The 14,904-nt window shown below is 67.0% G+C and carries 12 protein-coding genes; 6 read left to right on the top strand and 6 right to left on the bottom strand.

The annotated features are described in order from the left end of the window. Positions 1 to 323 precede the first annotated feature (323 nt). Entirely contained in the window at positions 324 to 3,287 is a 2,964-nt protein-coding gene (locus tag ACFVUS_RS38575) for an AMP-binding protein (protein WP_387778705.1), read from the top strand. Positions 3,288 to 3,456: 169 nt separating this feature from the next. Then, complete coding sequence (locus ACFVUS_RS38570; RefSeq protein WP_387778703.1) at positions 3,457 to 4,074, top strand: methyltransferase domain-containing protein; 618 nt, start codon at positions 3,457 to 3,459, stop codon at positions 4,072 to 4,074. Between the two features lie 49 nt (positions 4,075 to 4,123). Here ACFVUS_RS38570 and rffA read toward each other — a convergent pair whose 3' ends face one another. Then, complete coding sequence (gene rffA / locus ACFVUS_RS38565; protein ID WP_387778700.1) at positions 4,124 to 5,263, bottom strand: dTDP-4-amino-4,6-dideoxygalactose transaminase; 1,140 nt, start codon at positions 5,261 to 5,263, stop codon at positions 4,124 to 4,126. After that, positions 5,253 to 6,287 carry a glycosyltransferase gene (locus tag ACFVUS_RS38560; RefSeq protein WP_375968228.1) on the bottom strand — a complete coding sequence of 345 codons (1,035 nt, stop codon included), beginning with the start codon at positions 6,285 to 6,287 and terminating at the stop codon, positions 5,253 to 5,255. The genes rffA and ACFVUS_RS38560 overlap by 11 nt, the downstream gene beginning before the upstream one ends. A gap of 332 nt (positions 6,288 to 6,619) precedes the next feature. Here ACFVUS_RS38560 and ACFVUS_RS38555 point away from each other — a divergent pair, with 332 nt between their 5' ends. From ACFVUS_RS38555 to ACFVUS_RS38545, 3 genes are read left to right on the top strand one after another with little or no spacing between them, the layout of a single operon-like run. Continuing rightward, a complete protein-coding gene (locus tag ACFVUS_RS38555) occupies positions 6,620 to 8,845 on the top strand; it encodes a hypothetical protein (RefSeq protein ID WP_387779873.1) in 2,226 nt (741 codons plus the stop codon). Then, a complete protein-coding gene (locus tag ACFVUS_RS38550; protein ID WP_387778697.1) occupies positions 8,842 to 9,408 on the top strand; it encodes a GtrA family protein in 567 nt (188 codons plus the stop codon). The genes ACFVUS_RS38555 and ACFVUS_RS38550 overlap by 4 nt, the downstream gene beginning before the upstream one ends. Before the next feature lie 10 nt (positions 9,409 to 9,418). Then, entirely contained in the window at positions 9,419 to 9,640 is a 222-nt protein-coding gene (locus ACFVUS_RS38545; RefSeq protein WP_387778694.1) for a Trm112 family protein, read from the top strand. Positions 9,641 to 9,669: 29 nt separating this feature from the next. On the opposite strand, the gene ACFVUS_RS38540 is transcribed toward ACFVUS_RS38545, so the two are convergent. From ACFVUS_RS38540 to ACFVUS_RS38525, 4 genes are all read right to left on the bottom strand, one after another. After that, positions 9,670 to 10,272: a TetR family transcriptional regulator gene (locus ACFVUS_RS38540; RefSeq protein WP_387778691.1), complete on the bottom strand. Its 603-nt coding sequence runs from the start codon at positions 10,270 to 10,272 to the stop codon at positions 9,670 to 9,672. After that, on the bottom strand, positions 10,269 to 11,057 hold the full coding sequence (locus tag ACFVUS_RS38535; protein WP_387778688.1) for an ABC transporter permease: 789 nt from the start codon (positions 11,055 to 11,057) through the stop codon (positions 10,269 to 10,271). The genes ACFVUS_RS38540 and ACFVUS_RS38535 overlap by 4 nt, the downstream gene beginning before the upstream one ends. Next, positions 11,054 to 11,785 carry an ABC transporter ATP-binding protein gene (locus ACFVUS_RS38530; RefSeq protein ID WP_387778685.1) on the bottom strand — a complete coding sequence of 244 codons (732 nt, stop codon included), beginning with the start codon at positions 11,783 to 11,785 and terminating at the stop codon, positions 11,054 to 11,056. Before ACFVUS_RS38530 ends, ACFVUS_RS38535 begins: the two co-directional genes overlap by 4 nt. Before the next feature lie 145 nt (positions 11,786 to 11,930). Next, positions 11,931 to 13,451 (bottom strand): multicopper oxidase family protein, encoded by a 1,521-nt coding sequence (locus ACFVUS_RS38525; protein WP_387778682.1) that lies wholly within the window; start codon positions 13,449 to 13,451, stop codon positions 11,931 to 11,933. A 185-nt stretch (positions 13,452 to 13,636) separates the two neighbouring features. Between ACFVUS_RS38525 and ACFVUS_RS38520 the strand changes: the two genes are divergently transcribed. Further along, the gene (locus ACFVUS_RS38520) at positions 13,637 to 14,833 is read left to right on the top strand and encodes a low temperature requirement protein A (protein WP_387778679.1); all 1,197 of its coding nucleotides are present in this window, start codon (positions 13,637 to 13,639) and stop codon (positions 14,831 to 14,833) included. Positions 14,834 to 14,904: the final 71 nt, after the last annotated feature.

Genomic DNA, 14,904 nt, shown 5'->3' with positions numbered 1-14,904 from the left:
CTGGAAACCGCAGCAAAATGCATAAACATGATGTCTGGTGTATTGCTATCGCCGTCGTGTCGCAGCTTCGCCGCCTCGCAATCGTGCGTTCGCAAGCGTTCCGGCGGTGCATTCGACCAGCGTGTTGACCGGCCGGGTGCGGTTGGCGGGCGGCGCATTCGCAGCTTCACAAAAATAGCTGAACCGACCGGGCTGTACGTAGATTTCGGCGCGCCCGACGGCGCGGGCGCATGGTACTGGTCACAGCGGCCACGGGATAGAGTGGCTCTATGGCAAGCTCATCTGGACGCGTTGGGGCGGATGACGCAGGTCACGAGCAGATTATGTCTGGGAGCGAAGCCGTGAAATTCAATACGAGGTCCGTTGTCGGTCCTATGCAGCGCCTAGTGGCGACCGCTCAGAACGGGCTCGAGGTGATCCGGTTCGGGGGACTGGTTCACGAAATCGAATCGTCGCCGTATGAGATCGCCGAGCGTAAGCGCATGTACCGGCTGCGGCACTACTTCCCGGATACCGAGGGAACCGACCGGCCGGTCGTGCTGCTGGTGCCGCCCATCATGGTCACCGCCGAGATCTGGGACGTGAATGCCGCCGACGGGGCGGTCGGCATTCTGCACACCGCCGGAATCGACTGCTGGGTAGTGGATTTCGGCTCGCCGACCACCGAGGAGGGCGGCTGGGATCGCGATCTCGCCGACCATGTGCTCGCGGTCAGCAGCGCCATCGACACGGTCAACGAATTGACCGGGCGCGGTGTGCATCTCATGGGTTATTCGCAGGGCGGCATGTTCGCCTACCAGACCGCGGCATACCGGCACGGCAGCGGCGTGGAATCCATTGTCACGTTCGGATCGCCCGTGGACGCGGTCGCGGGCATCCCCTTCGGTATTCCCTACGGGGTCGCCTCCGGCGCGGCCGAATTCCTCGCCGATCACGTACTGAACCGGCTGCCCATCACCGATTCCATGGTGCGACTGGGCTTTCAGGCCCTCGATCCGGTCAAGACCGCCAAGGCGCGCATCGACTTCCTGCGGCAGCTGCACGACCGGGAAGCGCTGCTGCCCAAGGAGCGGCAGCGCCGCTTCCTCGAGGCCGACGGCTGGCTGGGCTACCCCGGCCCCGCGCTCACCGATCTGCTCCGGCAGTTCATCAAGCACAATCGAATGATGCTGGGCGGCTTCGTCATTCGCGATCAGCCGATTTCGCTTGCCGATCTCAAATGCCCGATTCTGGCCTTCGTCGGCGAGGTGGACGATATCGGCCAGCCCGCCGCCGTGCGCGGCATCGTGCGCGCCGCGCCCAATGCCGATGTGTACGAAGCCAGCGTGGTGGCAGGACATTTCGGCCTGGTCTCCGGCTCCACCGCGACCAAGTACACCTGGCCCGTGGTGCGTGACTGGGTGAACTGGCTCAGCCAGGGCGGCGAACAGCCCGCGCAGGTGGTGCCGATGAGCCAGGAGGTGGCGCGCAAGGGTCCGAGCACCGGGCTCACCCGCGCCGTGCACGCCGTCGGCAGCCTCGCCGAGGCCGGCGCCGGACTGAGCAAGACCATCGAGGGCGTCGCCAGCCAAACCCTGCGCGGCACAGTCGAATTGACCGGTGAGGCGGCGCGCGCCCTGCCGCGGCTGACCCGGCTCGGCATGATCCAGCCGCACACCCGGATCTCACTGGGCCGGTTGCTGTCCGAACAGGCCCGGCGCGGACCGGAAAGGGAGGCATTCCTTTTCGAGGACCGCGTGCACACGCACTTCGCGGTGAACCAGCGCATCGACAATGTGGTGCGCGGGCTCATCTCGGTCGGCGTGCGACCGGCCACCCGGGTCGGCGTGGTCATGGAGACCCGGCCCAGCGCCATGGTCGCCATCGCCGCCCTGTCCCGGCTCGGCGCGGTCGCGGTACTGCTCGCACCCAAGAGCGAATTGACCAAGGTCGCCGAACTGACCGGCACCAAACTGCTCATCGCCGATCCGGAGAACCTGAAGGACGCCGCCGCCACCGGCAGCCGCGTGCTGGTGCTCGGCGGCGGAGACGCCCGCGCACTGGACATTCCGGCGGGCTGCGATGTCACCGATCTCGAGCAGATCGATCCGGCGCAGGTGACCGTGCCCGCCTGGTACCAGCCCAATCCGGGCCTGGCCCGCGAACTGGCGTTCATCCTGGTGACCGGCACCGGCGACCGCTTCGACATCAAATACGTCACCAACCACCGCTGGGCGCTGTCCGCCTTCGGCACCGCCTCGGCGGCCGATCTCGGGCGCAAGGACACCGTGTACTGCCTTGCGCCGCTGCATCATTCGTCGGGCTTACTGGTGAGTCTGGGCGGCGCGGTCGCGGGCGGCAGCCGCATCGCGCTGGCCCGTTCGCTGGATCCGGCGCAGTTCGCCGAGGAGGTGCACCGCTACGGCGTCACCGTGGTCACCTACACCTGGACCATGCTGCGCGACATCCTCGACGCGGACACCTTCCCCAACGGTCACCCGCATCCCATCCGGCTCTTCATCGGCTCCGGTATGCCCGCGGGCCTGTGGCGGCGCACCCAGGATCGCTTCGCCCCGGCGCGGGTCCTCGAGTTCTACGCCTCCATCGAGGGGGATGTGGTGCTCGCCAATGTCTCCGGCGCGAAGATCGGCTCCAAGGGTCGTCCCGTCCCCGGCACCGCCAAGGTCGAACTCATCGCCTACGACCCCATCTCGGACGAGATCCAGGTGGCGGACAACGGTTTCGCCCGCCGCTGCGCCGATAACGAAGTGGGGCTGCTCATCGGCACCGCGTCGGACACCGTCGACCTGTCCGCGGGCGGCCTGCGCGGCGTCTTCACCCCCGGCGACGCCTGGATGCCGACCGAAAACCTCTTCCGCCGCGACAGCGACGGCGACTACTGGCTGATGGACCGCCGCGACACCGTGATCCACACACCGCGGGGGCCGGTGTACACCAAGCCGATCGTCGATGTACTCAACGACATCACCGCCGTGGATCTCGAAGTCGCCTACGGTCTTCCGGCGGGCAACCGCACCCTCGCGGTCGCGGCGGTCAGTGTCCGCGAAGATATGCGCCTGACCCCCAAGGATGTCACCGAGGCGCTGCGCGATCTGGCCCCCGATCAGCGACCCGACCTCATCTACGTGGTCGAGGACATCCCGCGCAGCACCACCTTCCGCCCCTCCACCAAGGCCGTCCAGGCCGCGGGCCGCCCCGAACCGGGCGAGCTCACCTGGTGGTACAACCGCGAATCCGAGAACTACGAAATCCTCACCGAGGAATTGGCCACTCGGCTCTTCGCCTGATACCAACGACGATCGGCCGGGTCGGGGGTCCGGCCGATCGCCGCTGTAGTGATCGAGCTTAGAGCTGACGGGAATCCGGGCACATCCCCGAAAGTCGGGGGCTCGGTCAACGGGTTCACTGGATTCGCGCCGGTAGCATCGAGTTGTGAATCCGCTTGCGGCGCGTGTGATGTCCACTATTGCCGGTCAACTCGGCAATCCTCATGGTCTGCTGGGTAAAGGGACCGCCCTGATGCTCAATCGGGTGAATCGATTCCTGATCGAGGAGGCGGTGCGGGCGGCCGAACCGATTGCCGGGGAGACCGTGGCCGATATCGGATTCGGGGGCGGCGTCGGATTGTCGCTGCTGCTGGATCGGGTGGGGCCGACCGGGAATGTGCAGGGCGTGGAGATTTCGCCGGATATGTTGAACCGGGCCAAGACCGGTTTCGCCGCACAGATCGGTGCCGGGCGGTTGCAGGTGCTGGAGGGTTCGCTTACCGAACTGCCGTTCGCGAAAGACAGTCTGGACGCGGCGATTACGGTGAACACCATCTACTTCGTGCCCGAATTGGACCGTGTCTGTGCGGAATTCGCGCGTGTGCTGCGGCCGCAGGGACGGGCCGTGATCGGCATCGGGGATCCGGACGGGATGGCCAAGATGCCGTTCACCGAATTCGGCTTCCGGCTGCGCCCGGTCGCGGAGGTGATCGCGGCGCTGGAGGCCGCCGGGCTGGTGGTGGAAGACCGTGCGGTGGACCATAAGCCGGTTCCCGGGCACGTGCTCATCGCCCGACCCAAGGACTGACCCGGAACCGCACGGAATCCGGCCCGGAACGACGGGCCGGATTCGCGGGTCAGACGGTGAAGGCCGTGATGCCTTCGACCACGCGGTCGAGCTGCTGTTCGGTGAGTCCCGGCCACAGTGGCAGGCGCACAATGGTTCCGGAGAATTCGGCGCTGCGGGTGCACGGGGTCGGGGTGCGGCCCAGCTTCAGGCCCGCGGGACTGGAGTCGAGCGGGATGTAGTGGAACGGGGCCGAGATGCCCTGTGCGCCGAGATGTTTGATGAGGTCGTCGCGGCGGCTCTCGGTGGGCACGCGCAGGAAGTACAGGTGCGCGGTGTGCTCGCGATCGTCCGGAACCGTCATCAGCTGAACGTCGTTGCGGGCGGCCCAGTCCGGCAGTGCGGCGGCGTAGTGATCCCACACCCGATGCCGATTGGCCTGAATCGTCGCGAATTCCGCCAGCTGTGCGTCCAGCACCGCCGCGTTGAGCTCACTCGGCAGATAGCTGGAGCCGATGTCCTGCCACGAGTACTTGTCCACCGCGCCGCGCAGGAAACGCGCCCGGTCGGTGCCCTTCTCGCGCACGATTTCCGCTCGCGCCATGAGGATCTCATCGGTGAGCAGCAGTGCGCCGCCCTCACCGCAGTGCACGTTCTTGGTGTCGTGGAAGCTGAGCGCGCCGACCGTGCCGATGGTGCCGAGCTGCCGTCCGCGCCAGGTGCCGCCCAGTCCGTGCGCGGTGTCCTCGATGAGCGCGAGGCCGTGCGCGTCCGCGATCTGTTGCAGCCGTTCCATATCCGCGCCGACGCCGCCGTAGTGGATGATCACCACGGCCTTGGTGCGCGGGGTGACCGCGGCGGCCACCGATTCGGGATCGATATTGCCGGTCGCCAGATCGATATCGGCGAACACCACGGTGGCCCCGCGCAATGCCATCGCAGTCGCGGTCGAGGTGAACGCGAAGCTCGGCACGATCACTTCGTCCTCGGGCCCGAGTTCCAGTAGCAGCCCGGCCATTTCGAGCGCGTGCGTGCACGAGGTGGTCAGCAGCGCGTACGGCGCGGCGGTGATATCGCGCAGTTTCGCGGTGGCCGCCGCGGTGAACGGACCGTCGCCGTGGCTGTGATCCGAGGACAGCACGGCCTCCACATTCGCCAGCTCACCCGCGGCGCGGAACGGACGGCTGAAGATGATGCGATCAGTGCTCACCCGGGTCGTTCCCCCTCGCTCCTGCGTACTGGAATTCCTTGTCCGCATGCTCCGAATGCTGTTGCACCGGGCGCGGTGTCGGCGAATCTACCGTCAGATACAGCGGTTTGCCCACGAGCACGTGCAAGGCCACACCCAGATATTCGGCGATCAGCCCGAGCGAGAACAGCACCGCGCCCGAGCACAGCAGCAGCACCGTCATCAGCGAGGCCCAGCCCTCGGGATCGCCGCCGCTGTCGGTGAGCTTGTGATAGACCACCCACGCCGCCATACCGCCGCCCGCCAGCGCGAGCGTCACACCCAGCATGCTCACCAGCCGCAGCCCGCGAGTTCCGCTGCACAGCACCATCTTCCAGAACAGCGAGAACAGTCGCCGGTAGTTGTACCCGGACTCCTCGCGCCCCTCGGCGCGCAGCTGCACCGGCACCTGCGCCACATCGCTCACCACCCAGGTGAGCGCCACATCCAGATACACGCCATTGGAGGCGACCTGCGCGAGCTGGCGCGCGATATCGCCGCGAATCAGCCGATAGCTCTCGAACCGGGTGGAATCCGGGAAGGCGAAAATGGTCGCCAGCACGATCTTCGCCCCGCGCGAGGTGATATTGCGCAGGAACCCGTGCGGGCGGGTATTGACCGGCTTGGAGTAGACCAGATCCGCGCGCTCGCGCAGCGCCGCGTCCAGGAATTCACCGATGAACGCCGGATCGTGCTGGCCGTCCTCATCCATGGTGACGGTCCAGTCGCCGTCGGCGGCGGCCATGCCCGCGATGGTGGCGGCGTCCTGTCCGTAATTGCGGCTCATCCACACCACCCGCACCTGCGGGTAGGTCTGCTCGAGTTCCTGCAACACCACATCGGAGCGATCCGGTCCGTGATCGTGCACCAGCACGATGTCGTTCACGGTGAATTCGGCTCCGGCGGGCGAGCGCACCGGACCGCTGAGCTTGTCCAGCTCGGCCACGAGCGCGGCAATGGTGTCCTCACCGCGATATACGGGGACGACAACGGATACGGCGTGCACCCGCGCCGACCCGGAAGGGCCGGAGGTGACGCTCGGAGCGGTCTGCGCGCGGAGCGGGCGAGACGGAATCGGCATCAGCTGGATCGACTTTCGATGACGGAGCGCGCCGGTACTCCACGCCAAATTACAGAGCCCGAGCCGCGGAGAACTCTAACACGGTGCAGGTCGCGGCTTCCGGGGCGAGAGATCATCACGCCATCATTCTTGCCGCACAGCTTGATGCCCGCGAGCGCGACGCCCTGTAGGGTCTGGAACTCGTGGTGGAAAGCGCATTTTCGACGGTGGCCGGGACCACCGGAACCGAACCCGCCGAACGGTCGGCGCGACGCGAGGTGTACCGCTGGGGAGTTGTCACCGCCGTCGGTGTGACGCTCGGATATATCGCGGTGCTGCTGGCCAATGCCCGCCACTTCTATACCGATGACAGTGAATCCCAATACACCGGTCTATGGGTGTTCTTCGGCCGCGCCTTCCGCGACGGCCAGTTCCCGTTCCTGCTGCCGCAGCAGTGGATGTCGGGCAATTACACCAATGAGGAAGCGGGCCTGTTCAACCCGCCGCAGCTGCTGATCGATCTGATCGCGCCCTCGGTGCCGAACCTCGCGGTGTACGCGACCATCGTCAAACTGATCTTCGCCATCATCGCCGGGCTCGGGGTGTACCGGGTATGCCTGGCGTACGGCTCGCGCCCGGAGTGGGCGGCGGCGGCCGGCGTGGCCTTCCCCTTCACCGGTTTCTTCCTGTTCTTCGATTCGGCCAGCTGGTTCACCGCCATGAGCGGAACCGCGTGGATGATTCACGCCTGGGCGTCCTCGGTGCGATACGCGCGCGGTAAGGGCGGGCCGATTCCGGTCTTCGTGTACCTGTACCTGGCGATCTCGGTGCAGTACGTGTTCCCGGCCGTCGAGGCCGCGATCATGCTGGTCGCGGTCGCGGTCGGGGAACTGGTGTGGCGCGGGCGTTCCGCGTGGGCTCCGCTGACCCGGCTCACCGCCGCCGCTGCCGCTGCCGGAGCCGCGGGGTTGATCACCTTCCTGCCCAGCATGCTGTCCGCGAAGGTCAGCTGGCGTGGCACCTCGCAGATCAATAACGACCAGTTCCTGACCGTGCCGTGGTCGGAATCGCTCAATGCCAGCCTGCCGAGCACGCTGCCCGCGTTCAATTCGTGGTGGGGCTATATCCAGCCGCTGCCCATGGTCTACATCGCCTGGTTCCTGATTCCGGCGCTGGCGTTCGTGGATTGGCGTGCGGCCAAGGCACAGTGGAAGGAACTCAGCTCCATCGCGCTGTTCGCCGCGGTGATGCTCATGTGGACCGCCGGGCCCGGTACCATCGGACCGCTGCGCTGGCCCGCTCGTGTGCTGCCCATGCTGGCGCTGGGACTGCTGGTGCTGGTGTGCGTACTGCTCGGGCGGTTCGGCACGGTGCGGAGCTGGCGCAATCGCGGGATCGCCGCGGGCGTGCTGATCCTGCTGCTGTGGGTGCGCACCTTCTCCGCCGATCCGCACGATGTGCTCTGGCATGTGCTGTCTGCGCTCGTGGTCGGCGCGCTGGTCGCGGGCGTGGTGTGGCTGGGCCGCACCCGGGGTACGGCGGCGGCGGTCGCGCTGACCATCGTCGCCATGCTTCCGATCGCGTACTTCCAGGTGCGGTCGGTGCAGCCGACGCCGATGTCGTGGAACCTGCCCGCGAATCGCGAGGAGGCCAAGGCGGCGTTCCCGAAGTTCACCACCGGCACCACCCTGCAACTCGGTGATCGCGGACTACTGCAACCCGCGGACAAGAGCCTCGAGGGCGCGTACGGATCGCTGGTGTGGGGCAACTACGCCAAGGATCTCGAACTCGACTACGTGAACGGCTATACGCCCAACGGGCACTTCTACTTCGGTGAAATGCTCTGCATGCGCTGGGACGGCAGCACCTGCCCCGACTCGTACCAGCGCATGTTCGCGCCCGAGCCGACCACCGGCCGCCCGCTCGCCGATCTCATGCTGATCGATCGAATCGTGTTGCAGAAGGCCATGTTCCCCGAGGCCGGGAACCAACCCGCCCCGGAGGGCTGGCATTTCACCGCGGTACCCGGGCATGAGAAGTACATCTGGGTGCTCGAGCGCGATGGCGGCCCGATCTCCACGGTCAACGGCCGCATCGGTGACGCGCACAATGTGGATGCCAAGTCACTGTCGGAATCCGGCACCAGCAGCGTGGTGCGAGTGTCCTCCGAGACCGGCGGCCGCATCACCTTCGCCCGCCTGGGCTGGCCCGGCTACCGCGTCGCCCTGAACGGCAAGACCATTCCGTTCACCACCGTCGCGAAATCCTTTGTCGCGGTCGATATCCCGGCCGGAACCAAGGCCGCCGAACTGGAAGTCACCTGGCGTCCGCCGGGCTGGAAGATCGGCATCGGCGCGGCCGGGGCGGGGCTCATCGGCCTCGGCGTCCTGCAATGGATGTACCTGCGCTCCCGCCGGGACGGTGATGACGGCGATGACGGCGGCGAGGGCGCCGGCCCGGTCACCCCCGATCCGAAACGCGAACTGGCAGAATCGGTTTCGTGACCACCGAACGATCCGTCGGCATGTCCGACGACCTGCGCGCCGCATCATCGAATGTCGATGGTGCGGTGGCCGCGAGCACGGCCGGTGCCGCATCGGCCGACCCGGAGCCGGTGAGCGCTCCGCCCGGTCCGCTGCTGCGGCTGGTGCGGCGGCAGGAAATCGCCTTCGCGCTGGTCGGCGGGTTCAACACGCTGCTGGGCATGGCCCTGACCATCATGTGGCTGACCGTGCTGAACGGCATGGTGTCCAAGGATGTGGCCGCCGCGCTGTCGGTGGCCCTGGCCTACACGGTGAGCGTGTTCATCGCCTTCGGCCTGCACCGCACCCTGGTCTTTCGGGTGCGCGGCCACCTGCTGCGCGATTTCGTCGCCTTCGTCGGCGTCAACTCGGTCGGCATGGTGCTGAACATGGCCCTGCTCCAGTTCGCGGTCTCGATCCTGCACGCCCCGGCCCGTCCCGCCGCGGTCGTGGTCATGGCCCTGGTCGCGGTGGCGAGCTTCTTCGGTCATCGCCACATCTCCTTCCGCCGCACCGATTCCCACCCCGCCGCGGCGGACCGGTAGGTTGACGACCATGTCGGAGGAAATCCTGGACCCCACGCTGCTGACCCTGCTCGCCTGCCCGCAGGACAAGGGTCCGCTGCACCTGGTCCGCATCGAGGCCGGCGACGCCCTGCTGTACAACCCCCGCCTGCGCCTGGCCTACCCCATCGACAACGGCATCCCGGTCCTGCTGGCCGATGAGGCCAGCCCCGTCGCCGACGAAGACCACACCGCTTTCCTGACCCAGTCCTGATTCCGCCGGCGCACTCCCGGCGGCTTCGGTCAGGTCAGGTCGCCGGTGAGGTAGCGCTGGATATTGGGGCCGACGGCGGCGGCGAGCTCTTCCACGGGCATGGAGGCGATCGGTTCCATCGGGACGATCTTGCGGGTCACCAGGAGACCGGCGAGTTGAGACGCGGCCAGGACGGCGCGTTTGGTTCCGGTGCCGGGGGGTGAGTCCACGCGGACGCGAACGTCTTTCAGGACTATCTCCAGCAGGAAGGCGCGGGCCAGCGCCGGGTCGGCGCTGCTGAGCAGGGTGCGGAAGGCGGCCACCGCCTGGACGCCGATGGGGGAGTCCCAGACCGAGACAACCGTTCGAATGATGGTCTCGCCCAGCTCTTCCAGGGGCGCCGCGGCGATGCGCGCCAGGATCACATCCGGATCGATGGGGATTTCCAGTGCGGCGGTGAACAATTCCTGTTTCGTACCGAAATAGTGGTGCACCAGTGCGGGATCCACGCTCGCGGCCGTCGCGATGGAGCGGATGGAGGCCCGATCGAAACCCACCTCGGCGAACCGCACCCGCGCGGCGTCCAGAATCGCCTCGCGGGTGCCGGAGCGGCCGGGTCGCCGACCGCTCCGGGAATTGCCCTCGACGCTCACGCGGTGCGCCGCCGCAGCGTCGCCGCGCCCAGACCCAATGCGACACAGGCGAATCCGGCCACGATCGCGATATCGCGCCACATCACCCCGGTCACCCCGCTGTGCGTGGACACCTGCTGTAGCGCGTCCACCGCATAGCTGAGCGGCAGCACATTGCTGATGGCCTCGAGCCAGCCGGGCAGCTGGCCGCGCGGAACCAGCAGTCCGCACAGGAAGAACTGGGGCAGCACGATCACGGGCATGAACTGTACGGCCTGGAATTCGGTCCGGGCGAAAGCACTGGCCAGCAGCCCGAGCGCCACCCCGAGCACGGCGTCGACGATCGCGATCAGCACCACCAGCAGCGGACTGCCCGCCGCGTTCAGATCCAGCAGCCAGAACGACACCAGGCACGCGATCACCGCCTGGCCCGCCGCCGCGATGGAGAACGCCGTGCCGTACCCGCCGAGCAGGTCCAGTTTCGACAGCGGCGTGGTCATCAGCCGCTCCAAAGTGCCCGAAACCCGTTCGCGCTGCATGGCGATCGCGGTGATGAGGAACATGACCACGAACGGCAGCACCCCGAGCATGGTGATCCCGACCCGGTCGAACAGTCGCGGCGCGCCCGGCGCGGTCGGATAGTTCTGGTACACGAAATACAGCAGGGTCATGAGCAGCGCGGGCACCAGCAGAATCATCGCCACGGTGCGGCGATCCGCGCGCAGCTGGCGCAGAATGCGCAGCGTGGTGGCGGCGTAGCAGCGCAGCGGTTTCGGCCCGGCCGGGCGCGACAGGGTGGCGGTCACGACTTCTCTCCCATTTTGATCAGTGCCAGGAAGGCGTTCTCGAGGCTGGATTCGCCGGTGTCCGAGCGCAATTCGGCGGGGCTGAGCTGTGCGAGCAGATGCCCCTCGCGCATGAGCAGCAGTTGATCGCAGTGCTCGGCCTCATCCATGACGTGACTGGAGACGATCAGGGTGCGGCCCTGTTTCGCCAGCGCGTGGAATTGGGTCCACAGATCCGCGCGCAGCACCGGGTCCAGGCCCACGGTCGGCTCGTCGAGGACCAGCAGTTCCGGATCGGCGACCAGCGCGCACGCCAGCGATACCCGGGTGCGCTGCCCGCCGGAGAGCTGATTGCCGCGATTCCCGGCGCGCCCGCTCAAACCCACCGCGGCGATGGCGGATTCGACGTCCCCGGCCGAACAGCCGTACAGCGCACCGAAATACGCCACATTGTCGGTGACCGTCAGATCGTCGTAGATGCTCGGCGCCTGGGTCACATAACCGACCTTGCGCCGCAGGGCGGGGGATCCGGCGTCCTCGCCGAGTACCCGCACGGTGCCCGCGGCGATGATCTGCGTGCCGACCATGCTGCGCATGAGTGTGGTCTTGCCGCAGCCGGACGGCCCGAGGAGTCCGGTGATGCTGCCGCGCGGCACGGTCAGCGAAATGTCCTGCAGGATTGGCCGCCCGCCGCGATCCACCCGCAGGTGTTCGATCGCTATCGCGGGCGATGGGCTCGGTGCCGTCACTGGGTCACCCTCAATTCATCGAGTGTTGAATTCACTACGTGATGAATTGTGCGCCGAATGCGGGTTCGTGCGCAAGACCCTCCTGCGTGTCGGCACAAAAAAGCGTGTCGCCGCAGGTCGCGGCGACACGCTCGGGGGTGGGCGGTCAGTGTCCGGAGTGGTGACTCGGCGGCTGCCCGGCCTCCTGGCCCGGTTCGACCACCACGAATTGGCCCATCATGCCGAGATCCTCATGCCAGAGCAGATGGCAATGGAACATGTACGGCGTATTCGGATCGGACGGTCCGTCGAACCGCAGCGCCAACTTCACCGAGCCGCCCGGCGGCACGAAGACGGTGTCCTTCGGTCCGCGCAGGGCGGGCGGCGGCGCGTGCCCATCCACCTCGACGACCGCGAACTGCACATCGTGCACATGGAAGTTGTGCGGCATACCGTCGGCATTGCGCACCGTCCAGGCTTCGGTGCTGCCGCGGGTGACGGTGGCATCGATGCGATCCATGGCCATCTGCTTACCGTTGATCTTGCCGAATTCCAGCGAGAAATCGCGCTCCCGCACCGCTGCCCCGGCATCGGGCAGCGGTGCCGCGACCAATGCGGAGGGTACCGCCGATGATGGCCGAAGCGTCTGTGCCGCACGGAATTCCAGCAGATCGAAGCGGTCGTCGCCACCGCTGAACCGCTGCCCGAAGAAGTCCAGTCCCAGCTCGACGCGGTCACTGCGCAGCGTCACGCGTTCGCCGGGTTGGAAACGCACCACGATCTCGGCTCGCTCACCGGGTGAAAGGCGCAGGTGGTCAAGGCTTTCCGGTTGCGCCAGCAGGCCGCCGTCGGTGCCGATGAGGGTGAATCGGCGAGTATCGGAGAATCCGAAGTTGTAAACCCTTGCGGTGGAGGCGTTCAGCAGCCGCAGCCGCACCGCTTCATCGCCGACATTCCGATACGGCGCGAGCACGCCATTGACCATGGTCCGGTCCCCGAGCACGCCGATATCGGCGAACATGCCACGGCCGGTATCGAATTGCGCGTCCTTGAACTTGACATCCTGCACGATGACCGGCACATCGTCGACGCCGTAGGTGTGCGGCAGTGCCGCCGGATCATTGGCGTCGTCATCGATGATGAACATTCCCGCCAGACCCTTGCGGACGTGAGATTCGGTGGCCCCGTGCGGATGTGGGTGATACCAGAGCGTCGTGGCGGCCTGATCCACCTTCCATTCCGGTGTCCAGGTCGCGCCTGGCGGCACCATCTGATGCGGTCCGCCGTCCATCGCGGCGGGCAGGTGCATGCCGTGCCAATGCACCGTCGATGCCTCGGTCAGGCCGTTGCGCACCTGCACCCGCACCTGCTCGCCACGCCGGGCGCGCAGCGTGGGTCCGAGGTGGTCGCCGTTGAAACCCCAGGTGGAGGTGGCTTTTCCAGGCAGGAATTCCCTTGTCCCGGAACGCATGTCGAGTTGGAATACCCGGATTCCGTCCGCGTCGACGGTCGAAGGCGCCAGCGGTGGCACGCGCAATTCGTCGGTGAACTCCATCGCGCCGACGGTGGAGACATCGGCGGTGGTGTAGGCCCAGGTGAAGCCGCCGCCCACCACCGTCGCGATCGCCACCGCGATCACACCGAGAATCAAGAGAATTCGCCGCAGCCGCGACCTACCGAACGCCATGTTCAGACGGTAGAAAACGCGGGCCCGGCGGCACATCGGGTGAACGCCCCCATCCGATCCCCATCTATCCCTGAGTTCACCCCTGCTCGATCCACCCGCCGGGCAGTTGCGGTGTGGTAGCCAATCCGTGAGATACCGGCTGGTTGGAATGGTGAAATGCCGGTGCACCCTCTACGATTTCCGGCGTGACCAGCGATTATCCCGGTGCGATGGAGGACGCGGCCGAAGGCGGCCAACTGCGCGCTTCCACCCTGGAACTGTTCTTCGACCTCGTATTCGTCTTCACCATGACCCAGTTGACCCACGCCTTCACCCACCACCCGGGCTGGACCGCGCTCGGACAGGTGGCACTCATGTTCGGCATCATCTGGTGGATGTACGCCGGATACGTCTGGCTCACCAATGAAGTCGCGCCCAACAGCTCCAGCCGCCGCACCTGGCTGCTCATCGGCATGTTCGGATTCTTCGTACTGGCACTGTCGATTCCGGGCGCCTTCACCGGCAGCGGGCTGGCCTTCGGCCTGGCCTACTTCCTGATCAACACCGTGCACACGCTGATGTTCGCCACCTCGGGCGGTGCGGGCGCGGCGGGCATCCGCCAGATCGGCCCGGTGAATCTGCTGTCCGCGGCCCTGGTACTCGGCGGCGGCCTGATCCACGAATGGCCGCGATACCTGCTGTGGGGCTTGGCCTTCGGCGTGCAGATCATCACCCCGTACCTGTTCGGTCCGGAGGGGTTCTCGGTCCGGGTCGCGCACTTCTGCGAACGACACGGGCTGGTGATCATCGTCGCGCTCGGCGAATCGGTGGTCGCGCTGGGCACCGGACTCGCCGGACAGGACATCACGCCCGCACTGGTCGCCACCGTCGCGCTCGGCCTGACCCTGGTCTACGTGCTGTGGTGGGCGTTCTTCGGCCTCGACGACGAACGCGGTGAGCACGCGCTCGTGGCACTTGCTCCCGCCGACCGCACCCGGCCCGCGCTGGCCGCCTACGACTACGCCTTCTACATGCTGCTCGTCGGCATCATCCTCACCGCCGCCGGTATCAGCATGACCATCGCGCACGGCAATGAACCCGCGAGCACCGCTGCGGCACTGGCACTCTCGGGCGGTGTGGCGCTGTACTTCCTCGGACAGTGCGTATTCCGGTGGGTGCTCGGCCTGCCGCGCCCGTGGCTGCGGCTGATCGGCGCGGTCGCGGTACTCGCGACCGCGCCGATCGGCGTGCTGTGGGTCGCCTGGGGGCAGCTGGCGGTACTGGTGCTGGTCGGCTACGCATTCGTCATCCTCGACGATGTGCTCAGCCTTCGCGACGGCGAAATGGGCAAATACCTGAGCCATTCACCCGTCGCGCCCCGCGTACGGCGCCCGCGCGGATAGGCCGCCCGCGCGTCGAACGCCGACGCGCGGACCGCTGGTGACCAAACACTGACGAATCCGCGCCACGCCGC

The organism is Nocardia sp. NPDC058058, from assembly GCF_042885355.1.
Taxonomy (GTDB): Bacteria; Actinomycetota; Actinomycetes; order Mycobacteriales; family Mycobacteriaceae; genus Nocardia.
The sequence above is the reverse complement of the archived record's forward strand: the minus strand, read 5'-3'. Positions and strand labels throughout refer to the sequence as shown.

Bases quoted from the DNA above. Each gene is read 5' to 3' on its own strand.
- ACFVUS_RS38575 (WP_387778705.1), top strand. From the start codon at position 324: ATGTCTGGGAGCGAAGCCGTGAAATTCAATACGAGGTCCGTTGTCGGT.
- ACFVUS_RS38570 (WP_387778703.1), top strand. From the start codon at position 3,457: ATGTCCACTATTGCCGGTCAACTCGGCAATCCTCATGGTCTGCTGGGT.
- ACFVUS_RS38545 (WP_387778694.1), top strand. From the start codon at position 9,419: ATGTCGGAGGAAATCCTGGACCCCACGCTGCTGACCCTGCTCGCCTGC.
- ACFVUS_RS38525 (WP_387778682.1), bottom strand. From the start codon at position 13,451: ATGGCGTTCGGTAGGTCGCGGCTGCGGCGAATTCTCTTGATTCTCGGT.